This window comes from Streptomyces sp. NPDC048424 (assembly GCF_040651555.1).
Taxonomy (GTDB): Bacteria; Actinomycetota; Actinomycetes; order Streptomycetales; family Streptomycetaceae; genus Streptomyces.
Genome location: NZ_JBEZKE010000005.1, coordinates 330,595 through 344,466 on the forward strand (window position 1 = coordinate 330,595; position 13,872 = coordinate 344,466).

Consider the following 13,872-nt stretch of genomic DNA (forward strand, 5'->3'; position numbering starts at 1 on the left):
GAGCAGCTCCGCAGGCCGGCTGCCCCGCGATCCGGACAGTCGGCGCAGGCGCCGTACCGGGAGGAGTTCCTCATGGCCAAGGCAGTGGGCATCGACCTGGGCACCACCAACTCGGTGATCGCCGTGTGGGAGGGCGGAGAGCCGACCGTCGTGCCCAACAGCGAGGGCAACCGCACGACACCGTCAGTGGTGGGCTTCACCGACACCGGGGAACGTCTGGTGGGCCAGCTGGCCCGGCGCCAGGCGATCCTCAATCCCAAGGGCACCATCTACTCGGCCAAGCGGTTCATCGGCCGGCATTTCGACGAGATCTCCGACGAGGCCAGGGCGGTGGCGTACGACGTCGTCGAGGGCGACGGCGGGGCGGCCCGCTTCAAGGTGCGCGACAAGCTGTACGCGCCCGAGGAGATCAGCGCCCAGGTGCTGCGCAAACTCACCGAGGACGCCTCCAAGCAGCTCGGGGAGCGGGTCACGGAGGCGGTCATCACGGTGCCCGCCTACTTCAATGACGCCCAGCGCACCGCCACCAAGGACGCCGGACGGATCGCGGGACTGGAGGTGCTGCGGATCATCAACGAGCCGACGGCGGCCGCCCTCGCGTACGGCGTGGACAAGAAGGAGCACGAGACCGTCCTCGTCTTCGACCTGGGCGGCGGCACCTTCGACGTGAGCATCCTCGACGTCGGCGACGGCGTGGTGGAGGTGCGCTCCACCGCCGGCGACAGCCACCTGGGCGGCGACGACTTCGACCGGCGTCTGGTGGATCACCTCGCGGACGGCTTCCAGAAGGAGAACGGCATCGACCTGCGCCAGGACGCGCAGGCGCTGCAACGATTGTTCGAGGCGGCGGAGAAGGCCAAGACCGAGCTGAGTTCGGTGACGCAGACGCAGGTCAGCCTGCCCTTCATCACCGCCGACGCGTCCGGGCCCAAGCACCTCACCGACTCGATCATGCGGTCCACGTTCGAGCAGATCACCGGCGACCTGGTGGAGCGCTGCCTGGGACCGGTGCAGCAGGCCATCGCCGACGCCAAGGTCGGTGAGAGCGACATCGACGAGGTCATCCTCGTCGGCGGATCCACCCGCATCCCCGCTGTCCAGACCCTGGTCCGCCGGCTGACCGGCGGCAAGGAACCCAACATGAGCGTCAACCCCGATGAGGTCGTGGCCCTTGGTGCCGCGATCCAGGCAGGGGTGCTCAAGGGTGAGGTCAAGGACGTCCTGCTGCTCGACGTGACCCCCTTGTCGCTGGGCGTGGAGACACGCGGCGGAGTGATGACGAAGATCATCGAGCGGAACACCACCATCCCGGTGCGCCGCAGCGAGACCTTCTCCACCGCCGAGGACAACCAGCCGGCCGTCGACGTGGTGGTCCTCCAGGGCGAGCGCGAGCTGGCCGCCGACAACCGGGTGCTGGGCCGGTTCCAGCTCACCGACATCCGGCCCGCGCCGCGGGGCGAAGCACAGATCGAGGTCACCTTCGACATCGACGCCAACGGCATCCTCGAGGTCAAGGCCCGTGACCGGGACACCGGCAAGGAACAGGGCATCACCATCAGCGAGAGCTCCAACCTGGACCGCAGTGAGGTCGAACGCATGGTCCAGGAGGCCGAAAGCAACCAGGGCCAGGACAAGGCGCTCCGCGAGGCCGTCGATGCCCGCAATGAACTCGACGCCATCGCGTACCAGGTCGAGAAGCGTCTCGCCGAACTGGGCGACGCAGCCCCGGCGCACGAGAAGGCACGCGGCGAGATGCTCGTGTCCGACGCCCGGGCGGCGGTCAAGGAAGAGGCGGGCGTGGAGCGCGTGCGGCCCCTGACCTCCGAACTCCAGCAGGTGCTCGCCGGGCTGGCGGCCCATCAGGGCGCCGCCGCCACGGGCGGAAGTCCCGGCCAGGACGCCGCCACCGGCGGTCCCACGAGTGGCAGTGGCGGTGACGATGATGTCATCGACGCCGAGTTCGACAAGGGCTGAGGCGCGTCATGCCCACCTACCCCCAGGAACCCGACCGGGCCGCGCCGGATCCGGTCGAACCGGTCCCGGAAGGTGCCGGACGCGCCCCTCGCGGGGATCTGCCCCAGCCGGGCCCGCCCCGGCCCGGAGCGGCGAACGGCGAACCGGGACCCGATGCCGCCGGGCCCGCGCTTGCGGAGGACGAGTACACGACCGCGATCCAGGAGCTGGAGGACCGTTGGCGGCGCGCACTCGCCGACCTCGACAACCTTCGCAAGCGCCACGCCAGGGAACTGGAGCGCGAACGGGCGGTGGAGCGGTCCCGCACGGCGGCCGCCTTCCTGCCCGTCCTCGACAACCTCGAACTCGCCCTGACCCACGCGGGCGCCGATCCGGGCGCGATCGTGGAGGGCATCCGGGCCGTACGCGACCAAGCGGTGAACGTCCTCGAACTGCTCGGCTACCCGCGGCACGCGGAGACCGGGGTCCCCTTCGACCCGGCCCGGCACGAGGTGGTCGGCGTCGTCCAGGACCCCGACGCCCCACCGGGCACGGTCGTCGAGGTACTGCGCCCCGGCTACGGGGACGGCGAGCGGCAGCTCAGGCCCGCCGCCGTAACCGTCGCGAAGCGGGAGTGACCGGTCATGGCGCGGGACTACTACGAGGTGCTCGGCGTGTCGCGGTCCGCGAGCCAGGACGAGATCCAGCAGGCATATCGCAAACTCGCCCGCAGGCACCACCCCGACGTCAACAAGGACCCTGGGGCGGAAGAGCGTTTCAAGGACCTCAACGAGGCATACAGCGCCCTGTCCGACCCCAAGACCCGAGCCCGCTACGACCGCTTCGGCGAGGATTTCCGCAAGATCCCGGAGGACTTCGACGAACGGGTCGCGGCCGGAGCGGGCGGCGGCTTCCGCGGTCGCACGACCGCAGGCGGCGGCGGTCCTCGGGTCCGGTACGCCGGCTTCGGCGACGACTTCGGAGCGGAGGGCATCGATATCGAGGACCTGTTCGGCTCCATGTTCGGAGCCGGCGCCGCCCGGGGGAGCGTCCCCGGTGCGGACCAGGAGGCCGAACTGCCGCTCACCGTCGAGGAGGCGTACCGAGGCGGCCGTCGCACCGTCACGCTCGCCGGTCCCACCGGGCAGCCGCGGCGGTACGAGGTCGACGTGCCGCCGGGCGTCACCGACGGGCAGCGCATCCGGCTGGCGGGCGAGGGCGGCCGGGGCAGTGGTGACGCCGCCGCGGGCGACCTGTACCTGCGCGTGCGTATCCAGCCCCACCCCCGGTTCCGGCTGGACGGCCGCGACGTGCACGTCCAGGTCCCGGTCGCCCCCTGGGAGGCGGCCCTGGGTGCGACCGTGCCGGTGCCCACCCCCGGCGGCGGCACGGCCAAGGTCACGGTGCCCGCGGGCTCGTCCAGCGGCCGGCGGCTGCGGCTGCGCGGCGAGGGCATGCCGAATCCGCGCGGCGCGAACGGCGACCTGTACGCCGAACTCCGCATCGTGGTGCCACCCACCCTCGGCGACCGGGAGCGCGAACTGTTCGCGGAGCTCGCCGCCGCCTCCTCGTACGACCCCAGGAGGACGTGATGAACGAACCACCCGCGGGAGCGGCAGGCCCCGGCCGGGCCGGCGCGGGCAACCGTCCGGTACGAACGGGAGCTGATCCCACCGCCTCGACGGCCGTCCGGTACGCGCTCGTGCCCGCCCCCAGGCTCTCCCTCGACGCCGTGGCCCGTCGCTCGGGCCTCCACCCCGACCTGATCCGCCGGTTCGTCGCCCTCGGCCTGATCGACGCCGAACGCGACGCCGCGGGGCACCTGGTGTTCGACCCCACGGCACCGGCGGTCCTCGCCCGCATCCAGCGGCTGCGCACCGGACTCTGCCTCAACTACGCATCCATCGGCCTGGTGCTCGACCTGCTCGACCGCATCAGCCTGCTCGAAGCCGCCCTGCGCGGCCGCGGCACGAGGAGTGAAACACCCCCATGGACATGAACCGTCTCACCCAGAAGTCCCAGGACGCCCTTCAGGAGGCCCAGACCGCGGCCGGCCGCATGGGGCACACCGAGGTCGACGGGGAACACCTGCTGCTCGCACTTCTCGATCAGGAGGACGGGCTGATCCCGCGGTTGCTGGAGCAGGCGGGCAAGGAGCCGAAGGGACTGCGCGAGGCCGTGCGCGAGGAACTCTCCCGCCGCCCGAAGGTCACCGGCCCCGGCGCGGCACCCGGCCAGGTCTTCGTCACCCAGCGCCTCGCCCACCTGCTCGACGCCGCCGAGCGGGAGGCCAAACGCCTCAAGGACGAGTACGTATCCGTGGAACACCTCCTGCTCGCCCTCGCCGAGGAGAGCTCTTCAACGGCCGCCGGGCGACTGCTCAAACAGGCCGGCATCACCCGGGACTCGTTCCTGAGCGCGCTCACCCAGGTCCGCGGCAACCAGCGCGTCACCTCCGCCAACCCCGAAGTGGCCTACGAGGCTCTGGAGAAGTACGGCCGCGACCTGGTCCTCGAGGCTCGGTCCGGGCGGCTGGACCCGGTCATCGGCCGTGACGCGGAGATCCGCCGCGTCACCCAGATCCTCAGCCGCAAGACCAAGAACAACCCCGTCCTCATCGGCGATCCCGGCGTGGGCAAGACCGCCATCATCGAGGGCCTGGCCCAGCGCATCGTCCGCGGCGATGTCCCCGAGGGCCTGCGCGACAGGACGGTGTTCGCCCTGGACATGGGCTCCCTGGTCGCCGGTGCCAAGTACCGCGGCGAGTTCGAGGAACGCCTGAAGGCCGTACTGTCCGAGGTGAAGGCCGCCCAAGGGCGCATCCTGCTCTTCGTCGACGAACTCCACACCGTCGTCGGCGCGGGAGCCGCCGAAGGAGCCATGGACGCCGGCAACATGCTCAAGCCGATGCTGGCCCGCGGCGAACTCCACATGATCGGCGCCACCACCCTCGACGAGTACCGCAAGCACATCGAGAAGGACGCCGCCCTCGAACGCCGCTTCCAGCAGGTCCTGGTCGAGGAGCCCAGCGTGGAGGACACCATCTCCATCCTGCGTGGACTGCGCGAACGCCTGGAGGTCTTCCACGGCGTGAAGATCCAGGACACCGCGCTGGTCTCCGCGGCCACCCTCAGCCACCGTTACATCACCGACCGGTTCCTGCCCGACAAGGCCATCGACCTCGTCGACGAGGCGTGCGCCAGGCTGCGTACCGAGATCGACTCCATGCCCGCCGAACTCGACGAGATCACCCGCCGCGTCACACGGCTGGAGATCGAGGATGCCGCCCTGTCCAAAGAGACCGACCCCGCCAGCAAAACGCGCCTGGAGGAGCTGCGCAGGGAACTGGGCGACCTGCGCGGTGAAGCCGACGCCAAACACGCCCAGTGGGAGGCCGAACGGCAGGCGATCCGCCGCGTGCAGGAACTGCGTCAGGAACTGGAACAGGTCCGCCACGAGGCAGAGGAGGCCGAACGCGCCTACGACCTCAACCGCGCCGCCGAACTGCGCTACGGCCGCGTCCAGGACCTGGAGCGCCGACTCGCCGCGGAGGAGGAGCAACTGGCCGCCAAACAAGGTCAGAACCGGCTGCTGCGCGAGGTCGTCACCGAGGAGGAGATCGCCGAGATCGTCGCCGCCTGGACCGGCGTCCCCGTCGCCCGCCTCCAGGAGGGCGAACGCGAGAAGCTGCTCCGCCTCGACGAGATCCTGCGCGAGCGCGTCATCGGCCAGGACGAGGCCGTCAAGCTCGTCACCGACGCCATCATCCGTGCCCGCTCCGGCATCCGCGATCCTCGCCGCCCCATCGGATCGTTCATCTTCCTCGGCCCCACCGGCGTCGGGAAGACCGAGCTGGCCAAGACCCTCGCCCGGACCCTGTTCGACTCCGAGGAGAACATGGTCCGCCTCGACATGAGCGAGTACCAGGAGCGGCACACCGTCAGCCGGCTCATGGGCGCACCGCCCGGATACGTCGGCTACGAGGAGGGCGGCCAGCTCACCGAGGCCGTACGCCGCAAGCCGTACTCGGTCGTCCTGTTCGACGAGGTCGAGAAGGCGCACACCGATGTCTTCAACACGCTGCTGCAGATCCTCGATGACGGTCGCATCACCGACGCCCAGGGCCGCACCGTCGACTTCCGCAACACCGTGATCATCATGACGTCCAACATCGGCTCCGAGCACCTCCTCGACGGCGCCACCGCCGACGGCGAGATCAAGCCCGACGCCCGCGCCCTGGTGATGGGCGAGCTGCGCGGGCACTTCCGCCCGGAGTTCCTCAACCGCGTCGACGACATCGTGCTGTTCAAGCCGCTCGGTGAGCGGCAGATCGAGCGGATCGTGGAGCTGCAGTTCGACGAGCTGCGGCGGAGGCTCGCCGAGCGCCGCATCACCGTCGAACTGTCCGACGTTGCGCGGGAGGTGATCGCCCACCAGGGCTACGACCCGGTGTACGGGGCCCGTCCGCTGCGGCGTTACATCTCCCACGAGGTCGAGACGCTGGTCGGGCGCGCCCTGCTGCGCGGCGACGTCCAGGACGGAGCTACGGTGCGCGTCGACGCCGAGCACGGAGAGCTGGTGGTCACCTACGACCAACAGGAGGACGACCGGGAAGCGAGGGCGGCGTGAACACCACCCGGACGACGACGGTGACCTGCCCGAACTGCGGGCGCGGCAACCGGATTCCCGTGGCCGCCGAGGGACGGCCCCGATGCGGCCATTGCAAGCAGCCCCTGCCCTGGGTCGTCGACGCGGGCGACGACGACTTCGCCGAGGTCGCCGACAACGCCACGGTGCCCGTCGTCGTCGACCTCTGGGCCACCTGGTGCGGCCCCTGCCGCATGGTCAGCCCAGCCCTCGAACAGGTGGCTCGGGACCTCGCCGGACAGATCAAGCTCGTCAAGGTCGACGTCGACCAGAACCCACGGCTCAGTCGGCGGTTCGAGGTGCAGGCGGTGCCGACCCTGCTCGTCCTGGACCAGGGCGAGACGCTCGCCCGGCAGGCCGGCGCGGCGCCCGCGCACGCCCTGCGCTCGTGGGTCGAGCAGGCGATGGCGGGCCGGCAGACGACTGCCGGAGGGTGAACACGACGGTGATGAGGGAGACCGTCGCCGACCGCGGCCGATCAGGCCCATTCACGGAAGGAAAACCCTCATGGCCACGATTCCCGACTGGCGCTGGTGCTACGTTCACGAGGTCCTGGTCTGATGAGCACGGCCGAGAACAAGAAGGGTGCGGTCCGCGAGACACCTGACCGGTACGGGGCGTTCCCGCGCCTCACGCCGGAGCAGCTCGAGGACCTGACCGCGCACGGTGAGCGCCGCAGGACCGCCGAGGGCGAGGTGCTGTACCGCGAGGGCGAGCCGTTCCGGGAGTTTCTCGTGATCCTCAGCGGAACGGTCGAGATCCTTCACGACCAGGGCGGTCCCGACGAGCGGACGGTGGCCGTGCACGGGCCCGGCAGGTTCCTGGGCGAACTCGGGCTGCTGGAGGGCCATGCGGCGTTCGACACCGCCGTGGTGCGTGAGGCCGGCGAGATCCTGGCCGTACCGGTGGAGCGGCAACGCGCCCTGGTCGGCAGCGACCCCGTCCTCGGCGACCTGATCCTCCGCGCCTACCTGGGCCGCAGGTACCTGCTCATCGGCCTCGGCGCCGGCTTCCGGATCCTGGGATCGTGCTATTCACGGGACACGCTGCGGCTGCGCGAGTTCGCCGCCCGCAACCGGCTGCCCCACCGCTGGGTGGATCTGGAGAGGGACGAGGAGGCCGAGGCGCTGCTGCGCCGGTTCGCCATCCGTCCCGAGGAGACTCCGGTGGTCCTCTGGCAGGGTGAGCGGCTCCTGCGCAATCCGAGCAACGCCGAACTCGCCCGGCTCATCGGTCTGCCCACCCCCTCGCCCGAGAACGAACGGTGTGACGTCATGGTGGTCGGTGCGGGCCCCGCAGGACTCGCCGCCGCCGTGTACGGTGCCTCCGACGGTCTCACCACGGTCACCGTCGACGCCGTGGCCACTGGAGGCCAGGCCGCGACCTCGTCCCGCATCGAGAACTACCTCGGCTTCCCGTCCGGCATCTCCGGGGGCGAACTCATCGAGCGTGCGGTGCTCCAGGCCCACAAATTCGGCGCCCGCCTCATGGTGCCGGCGGAGGTCGGCGCGCTCACCCCGCAGGACGACGAGTACGTCGTCACGTTCACAGACGGGTCCCGGGCCCGGGCCGGCGCCGTGGTGCTCGCCTCGGGCGTGCGGTACCGCAGGCTCGAAGTGCCCGGCATCGACCGCCTGGAAGGCATCAGCGTCTACTACGCGGCGACGGTCCACGAGGCCGGCCTCTGCCGGGCGGACCCCGTCGCCGTGGTCGGCGGCGGGAACTCCGCCGGGCAAGCGGCGCTGTTCCTCGCCCACCACGCGTCCAGGGTCCACCTCCTCGTCCGGGGCAGCGACCTCAACGCGGACATGTCGCGCTATCTGGTGGACCAGGTGGAACAGCACCCCAAGATCGAGGTGTCGCTCCACACCGAAGTCCAGGGCGTCACTGGGGAGGAGCAGCTGGAGTCGCTGGTGGTGGAGGACAACGCGAGCAATGAGCGCCGTGAGCTGCAGGCCGCGGCGCTGTTCGTGTTCATCGGGGCCCGGCCGCGCACGGAATGGCTCAAGGGCGTGCTGGCCCTGGACGAGAGGGGCTTCGTCCTCACCGGCGCCGACGCCCGGGCCGTGGCCGACACGAACCGGTGGGCCTCACTGGGCCGCGATCCGATGCTGCTGGAGACCACCCTGCCCGGGGTCTTCGCCGCCGGCGACGTCAGGAGCGGCTCGGTGAAACGTGTGGCCTCGGCGACCGGTGAAGGCGCCATGGCGATCCGTCTCGTGCACGAGCACCGGGAACGGAGGGGAAACCTGGTCACCGCCGACTCCGAAGGACGCCGGCCGGTAGCGGGCGGGTCCGTGTCCTCGCGCTGACCCTGCCCCTGACGGACCCCACAGGTGGCCCAACCCGTAAGAACAGCGTGTCACCACGGCTTCGCCTCTACCCCGGGGCATCCTGTGAACCCTTGCAATCGCGGAGGACAGCCGAGGAGGATGGTCCGGTCGTGCGGGAGTCGTCGCAGGACGTTACGGTCGTAGCTCTCCTGGCCGATCCGGACGCGCCCACGGATGTCGCGCGGCGCATCGCCCGGATACTTCCTGATCGGCTCGCCGAAAAGGCGGGCCAGGGGCGTCGGTTCGACGTCAAAGTGGTCAGTGAGCCCTTCACCTCGGGGACCGAGGACCCGCACACCTTGATGCGCCGGATCATGGAGCGCGGACGTGCGGAGAACTGGGACATCGTGGTGGCCCTTACCGACCTTCCGATGAACTCGCACGGGCGCAAGATCGTTGTGGATCTGAGTCACGAACACGGCTTGGCGCTGCTGTCCCTTCCTTCCCTGGGGGGTTTGCGGCTACAGACGAGGGCTCGGCGGGCCGTGGAAGAAGCCGTGCTCGGCTTGGCCGGTCCGCAGGTCACCGGGGCTGAGGGGCTTCCGGGGAGTCAGCCGCTTCTGGGCCCTTTTGCCGGTCGTCTCGCGCCTGTCCATCGGGGCCAGGTCGGTGACGAGGAGACCGCCGATCTCCGGTACGTCGTCAGCGGGCCGCGCGGCTACCTGCGGGTGCTCGTCGGTATGGTCCGCGCCAACCGGCCTTGGCGCTTGGTGTCGGGCCTGTCGAAAGCCCTGGCGGCCGCACTCGCCACGGGGGCCATCGCCACCCTGGACTCCACCACCTGGAGCCTCTCCGGGGCCCTGAGCGCGCCACGCCTCGTGATCGCCATGGTCGGGTCCGTCGGGCTCATGATCGGCTGGCTGATCGTGGACGGGGAACTATGGCATCGATCGACAGAGAGCTCGCCGGAGGCGAGGCAGAGGGCGCGGCTCTACAACACCTCGACGGTCCTCACCGTCGGTATCGGGGCGCTCGTCTGCTACGTGGGTTTGATGGTCATCAACTTGGTGTGGGCGCTGTTCATCCTCAACGACCGAGTGTTCGCTTCCATGACAGGAACCCCGCTGCACGCCACGGAGTACTTGACGTTGTCCTGGTTCGTCGCTTCGGTCGCCACGGTGGCCGGCGCGCTGGGATCAGGCTTGGAGAGCGACGAGGCGATCCGCGCAGCCGCCTACTCCACGCGCGAAAAGGAACGCCGCCACATGCTCCAAGGCGACCACGGTGACCAGCTGGTGACCTGAGTCGGAGATGCTTCGGTGTTTGGTGGTCGCCCCGTTCCGAAGGCATCGCCGGTCGATCGGCGCCCCGAGGGGCCACGAGGACTCCAGCCTCATGCTCAACGGACTCGGCGGCGTGGCCGGCGCGACCCGGTAGGGGGGTCGGGCTAGGCTCCTGCCCGTGACGTGGCTGCGGGCCCTCCGGGAAGTCGTGCGATCCGGGCTCACGATCGAGGAGACGCGCCTGGAGCCCCTGCTCGCGCTGCGCACTGCTGTTGGGGTGGCGATCGTCATCGGGCCGGCGCTGTGGCTGGCCTCCCCGGCGTATGCCGCGTCCGCCGCCCTCGGCGCCTACTCCGCGGGCGCAGCCACTTTCCAGCGCACCTGGCGTCCCCGCAAAGTGATCGCGCTCGGCGCGGGCGTAGGTCTGGCACTCAGCACCTTCCTGGGCTATCTGGCCGCGGGGCGACTCGCGACGTTCCTCCCACTGCTGGCCGTATGGGCCTTTGCCGCAGGGATGGCGTGGGCCGTCGGATCGACCGCCGGGATCGTCGCAGCGACGACGGTCGGCAGCATGCTGGTGACCGTCACCCTGCCCACGAGCGTCGGGCGGGCTCTGGAGCACGCCGGGATCATCGCGCTCGGGGGAGTGGCGCAGGCCCTGCTGATCCTGCTGTTCCCGATCCGCCGTTGGGGGGCGCATCGCGACGCGCTCGCCGACGCCCTGGCCGCCGTGGCGGACTACGCCCGCCGGCTGCGGCACGACCCGACCGCCCCGTTCGACCCGGAACCGTTGATGACGGCCCGGGACGCGGCCGCCGTGACGCCGTCACAGGCCCGCACCCGTCCCTCCGTCCTGCACGGCCCCCGGGGACTCGCCGAGCGTATTCGGCCCGTCGTCGCCGCACTCGCCGACCCGGACGTCGGCGCCCCGGCGGAGGGACCAGGGCGGGCCCGCGCGCGGGAGTTGCTCGACGCGGCCGCCGAGGTCCTGGATGCGGCCGCCCGTGCGATCCGCCGCGGCACTCCCGCCGAGGTGTCGCCCGGGAGCAGGGACGCCCTGCGTGTCGACGAGGAGCACGAGGTGCTGGAGGGCCCCGCGCGGCAGGCCGCCGAGCGGCTCGTGGAACTGCTCGGCGAGGCGTTGGAGATCGCCGGGAGCGGCCGCGGGCGCGGGAGGACGCCCACACCGCCCGGCCCCGCGGACGCCCAGTTCCTGGTGCGCCCGACCATGTTCCGGCTGGTCCCGGTCGTAGTCCGGGCGGTCCGCCGTGAGCTCCGCCAGGACTCGCCCGTGTTCCGGCACGCCGTGCGCCTGGCGGCGGTGGCCACGCTCGGCTACCTGATCGCCGCCCGGCTACCGGTGAGCCACGGCTACTGGGCGCCCATCGCCTCGGTGATGGTGATGCGGCCGGACTTTCACCAGACGTACGCGCGGGCGGTGGCGCGTCTCGCCGGGACCCTGGCGGGGGTCGCGCTCGCCACCGGGATGGTGCGGGCCCTGGGCCCGGACGCCCATGTGTTCGGCCTGCTGGCGGTGGTCTCGGCGGGCCTGTCGTTCACGCTGAACCGCACCGGGTACGCCTACTCCCAGTGCTTCACTGCCTCATACGTCGTCTTCCTGCTCGGCATGGGCGGCCAGGCATGGGAGCAGACGGTCCCGGAGCGGGTGGTGCTCACCCTGCTCGGCGGGGCCCTGGCCATGCTGGCGTACGTGGTGTTCCCCGCATGGGAGACGCCCCGGCTGCCGGGCCGGCTTGCGGACTGGCTCGCCGCCGACGGCCGTTACGCGGCCGCGGTGCTCCGCAGCTACGCCGAACCGACCCGGGAACATCACGCCGACCTGCGCAGGGCACTGCTGGCGAGCAGGGAGGCACGTGCCGCCTGGCAGGAGACGTACGACCGGGCAAGGCAGGAACCGGTCCGCCCCAGGGGCCTGACGTCACGCGAGGCGGAGGAGGCGCAGGAGGCGCTCAAGGGGTTCGACCGGGCGGCGATGCTCATGGAGAGCCACGTCCCGCGGGACGACAGCCGTCTCGTCCCCGAGGCGGAGCGGTTCGCCGAGGCCCTGGAGGCGGACACCGCGCAGGCGGCGGTCGACGTGCGCGAGCACAGGAATCCGCACTGGGCGCGCGTGGAGGAGGCGCTCCACGCGTGGGAGGGCGCCGCCGCCGGGGACGGGAGCCCGGTGGTGCGGCGCGGGGCGGAAATGCAGAAGCAAGCCTTGGAGGACCTCGCGACGGCCGTGAGCCGTACACCCCTGGAACGGGACGTCGGCTCCGCTCGCGAGGAGCAACGGGTACGGGCCGCTGCGGCGGCGGAAGGTGACGGATCAGGACCCGCCCACCGGGGTGGGTGACGGCTCCGGCGACGGGGAGCGCGCACCTCCTGGATCGGGAAGCAGTCTCCCGGCACCTCGGCACGGTCCTGGGTCTGCCCGCCTCGACCGTGCCCCGGATCCCGACCCGGCACGGACTCAGGCGGCTGGCCTGGTGCGACACCCGACCGGGACCGTGATCCGCCGCTACGAACGCGAGAGGCGGCCCGGTGAACTCGTCCACGTCGACGTGAAAAACTCGGCCGGATCCCCGACGGCGGCGGTCACCGGGTCCTGGGCCGCGAAGCGGGCCGGCCCGTCCGCGCATGAGCATCGACTACATCCACTCCACCGTCGACGACCACTCCCGCCCGGCCTACAGCGAGATCCACCCCGACGAGAAAGTCACGACCTGCGGGTTCTTCCACAGCCAGGGCATCACCCGCATCGAACCGGTCCTGACGGACAACTTGGGCCTACCGCAAAGGCCAGGCCTGGAAGGCCGTCCTGGCCGGCCTCGGCGCGAGCGGCAAACCCACCCGCGCCTACCGGCCGCAAACCAACGGCAAGGCCGCAGGGCGAGGTCAGCCTCCCGCTCCTTCAGGGGTGATCAGGCAGAAGGGATGGCCGACGGGGTCCTGGTAGACGCGGTAACCGATCGGCTTGTCCGAACCTTCGAGTAGCGTCGCGCCGAGGGCGAGCACTTGGGCTTCAGCCTCATCGAGGTCTGCGACCATCACGTCGAGGTGCATTTGCTGAGGGTGCTCGGATTCAGTCCACCTCGGCGCGCGATAGTCGTCTACCCGCTGGAAGAGGACCACCGGAGACCCCGCCGCGTTCTTGAGGACGACGAATTCGCCGGTGTCCGGCTGCCGTGAGAGCGACAGCAGCTTCTCATAGAAGTTGGCGAGCTCATCCGGGTCGGGGCAGTCGATGACCACGGAGTAAAGATGTCCGATCATTCGGCCTACTGTGCCATTCGCCTGAGAGCGCGCACAAGCGCATCAGGGAATGGGGATTCCTGGACGCTCGGATGCCTGGCCGGATTCGGCCCCTTGTCATGGCGACGCCTGCGTTGTGTGCGGTGGCTGCGTTACCGGACCGGGCGCTGGCCGCGGGCGACACAGTCCGTACGTCTTTGACAAGGAGTCCGAAGCCGTCCGGGGCGCGACGAGCACCGCTGACGCACCCGCTCTGGCCGCCGGCTGAACCTGGCGTGACCACATTGCCCTGGGGTAAGCAGAAATAGTGGCTGGACCTCGACGCCATGACGAACGCCAGTGTCTCCGCCGCCATGCCGAGGATCGGTCCCAGGGGCGAATACGGCGACGGCTTCAAGCTGTCGGTGCTGGACGGGGGGCAATACCTCCTGTGACGCGGGCGACAACACCGTCTCCGGGTC

General features: G+C 70.8%; 10 protein-coding genes and 1 pseudogene. 10 read left to right on the forward strand and 1 reads right to left on the reverse strand.

Going from position 1 to position 13,872, the window contains the following annotated elements:
• Nucleotides 1-72 precede the first annotated feature (72 nt).
• The 10 genes and pseudogenes from dnaK to AB0D29_RS10265 all read left to right on the forward strand — a co-directional run.
• Entirely contained in the window at nt 73-1,974 is a 1,902-nt protein-coding gene (dnaK, locus tag AB0D29_RS10220; RefSeq protein ID WP_362853082.1) for a molecular chaperone DnaK, read from the forward strand.
• Between the two features lie 8 nt (nt 1,975-1,982).
• Entirely contained in the window at nt 1,983-2,591 is a 609-nt protein-coding gene (locus tag AB0D29_RS10225) for a nucleotide exchange factor GrpE (RefSeq protein WP_362853083.1), read from the forward strand.
• A 6-nt stretch (nt 2,592-2,597) separates the two neighbouring features.
• Complete coding sequence (locus AB0D29_RS10230) at nt 2,598-3,545, forward strand: J domain-containing protein (protein ID WP_362853084.1); 948 nt, start codon at nt 2,598-2,600, stop codon at nt 3,543-3,545.
• Nucleotides 3,545-3,952 carry a chaperone modulator CbpM gene (locus AB0D29_RS10235; protein WP_362853085.1) on the forward strand — a complete coding sequence of 136 codons (408 nt, stop codon included), beginning with the start codon at nt 3,545-3,547 and terminating at the stop codon, nt 3,950-3,952. Before AB0D29_RS10230 ends, AB0D29_RS10235 begins: the two co-directional genes overlap by 1 nt.
• The gene (clpB, locus tag AB0D29_RS10240; protein WP_362853086.1) at nt 3,943-6,582 is read left to right on the forward strand and encodes an ATP-dependent chaperone ClpB; all 2,640 of its coding nucleotides are present in this window, start codon (nt 3,943-3,945) and stop codon (nt 6,580-6,582) included. The genes AB0D29_RS10235 and clpB overlap by 10 nt, the downstream gene beginning before the upstream one ends.
• Nucleotides 6,579-7,037: a thioredoxin gene (trxA, locus tag AB0D29_RS10245; RefSeq protein WP_362853087.1), complete on the forward strand. Its 459-nt coding sequence runs from the start codon at nt 6,579-6,581 to the stop codon at nt 7,035-7,037. The genes clpB and trxA overlap by 4 nt, the downstream gene beginning before the upstream one ends.
• 123 nt (nt 7,038-7,160) lie before the next feature.
• Complete coding sequence (locus AB0D29_RS10250; RefSeq protein ID WP_362853088.1) at nt 7,161-8,912, forward strand: FAD-dependent oxidoreductase; 1,752 nt, start codon at nt 7,161-7,163, stop codon at nt 8,910-8,912.
• 131 nt (nt 8,913-9,043) lie between these two features.
• Nucleotides 9,044-10,177, forward strand: coding sequence for a hypothetical protein (locus AB0D29_RS10255; protein WP_362853089.1), 1,134 nt, complete (start codon nt 9,044-9,046; stop codon nt 10,175-10,177).
• 157 nt (nt 10,178-10,334) lie between these two features.
• Nucleotides 10,335-12,512 carry an FUSC family protein gene (locus tag AB0D29_RS10260; RefSeq protein WP_362853090.1) on the forward strand — a complete coding sequence of 726 codons (2,178 nt, stop codon included), beginning with the start codon at nt 10,335-10,337 and terminating at the stop codon, nt 12,510-12,512.
• Nucleotides 12,513-12,580: 68 nt separating this feature from the next.
• Nucleotides 12,581-12,953: pseudogene (locus tag AB0D29_RS10265) on the forward strand (IS481 family transposase); the annotation flags it as partial.
• 101 nt (nt 12,954-13,054) lie between these two features.
• On the opposite strand, the gene AB0D29_RS10270 reads toward AB0D29_RS10265, so the two are convergent.
• Complete coding sequence (locus AB0D29_RS10270; RefSeq protein WP_362853091.1) at nt 13,055-13,432, reverse strand: VOC family protein; 378 nt, start codon at nt 13,430-13,432, stop codon at nt 13,055-13,057.
• Between the last annotated feature and the right edge of the window lie 440 nt (nt 13,433-13,872).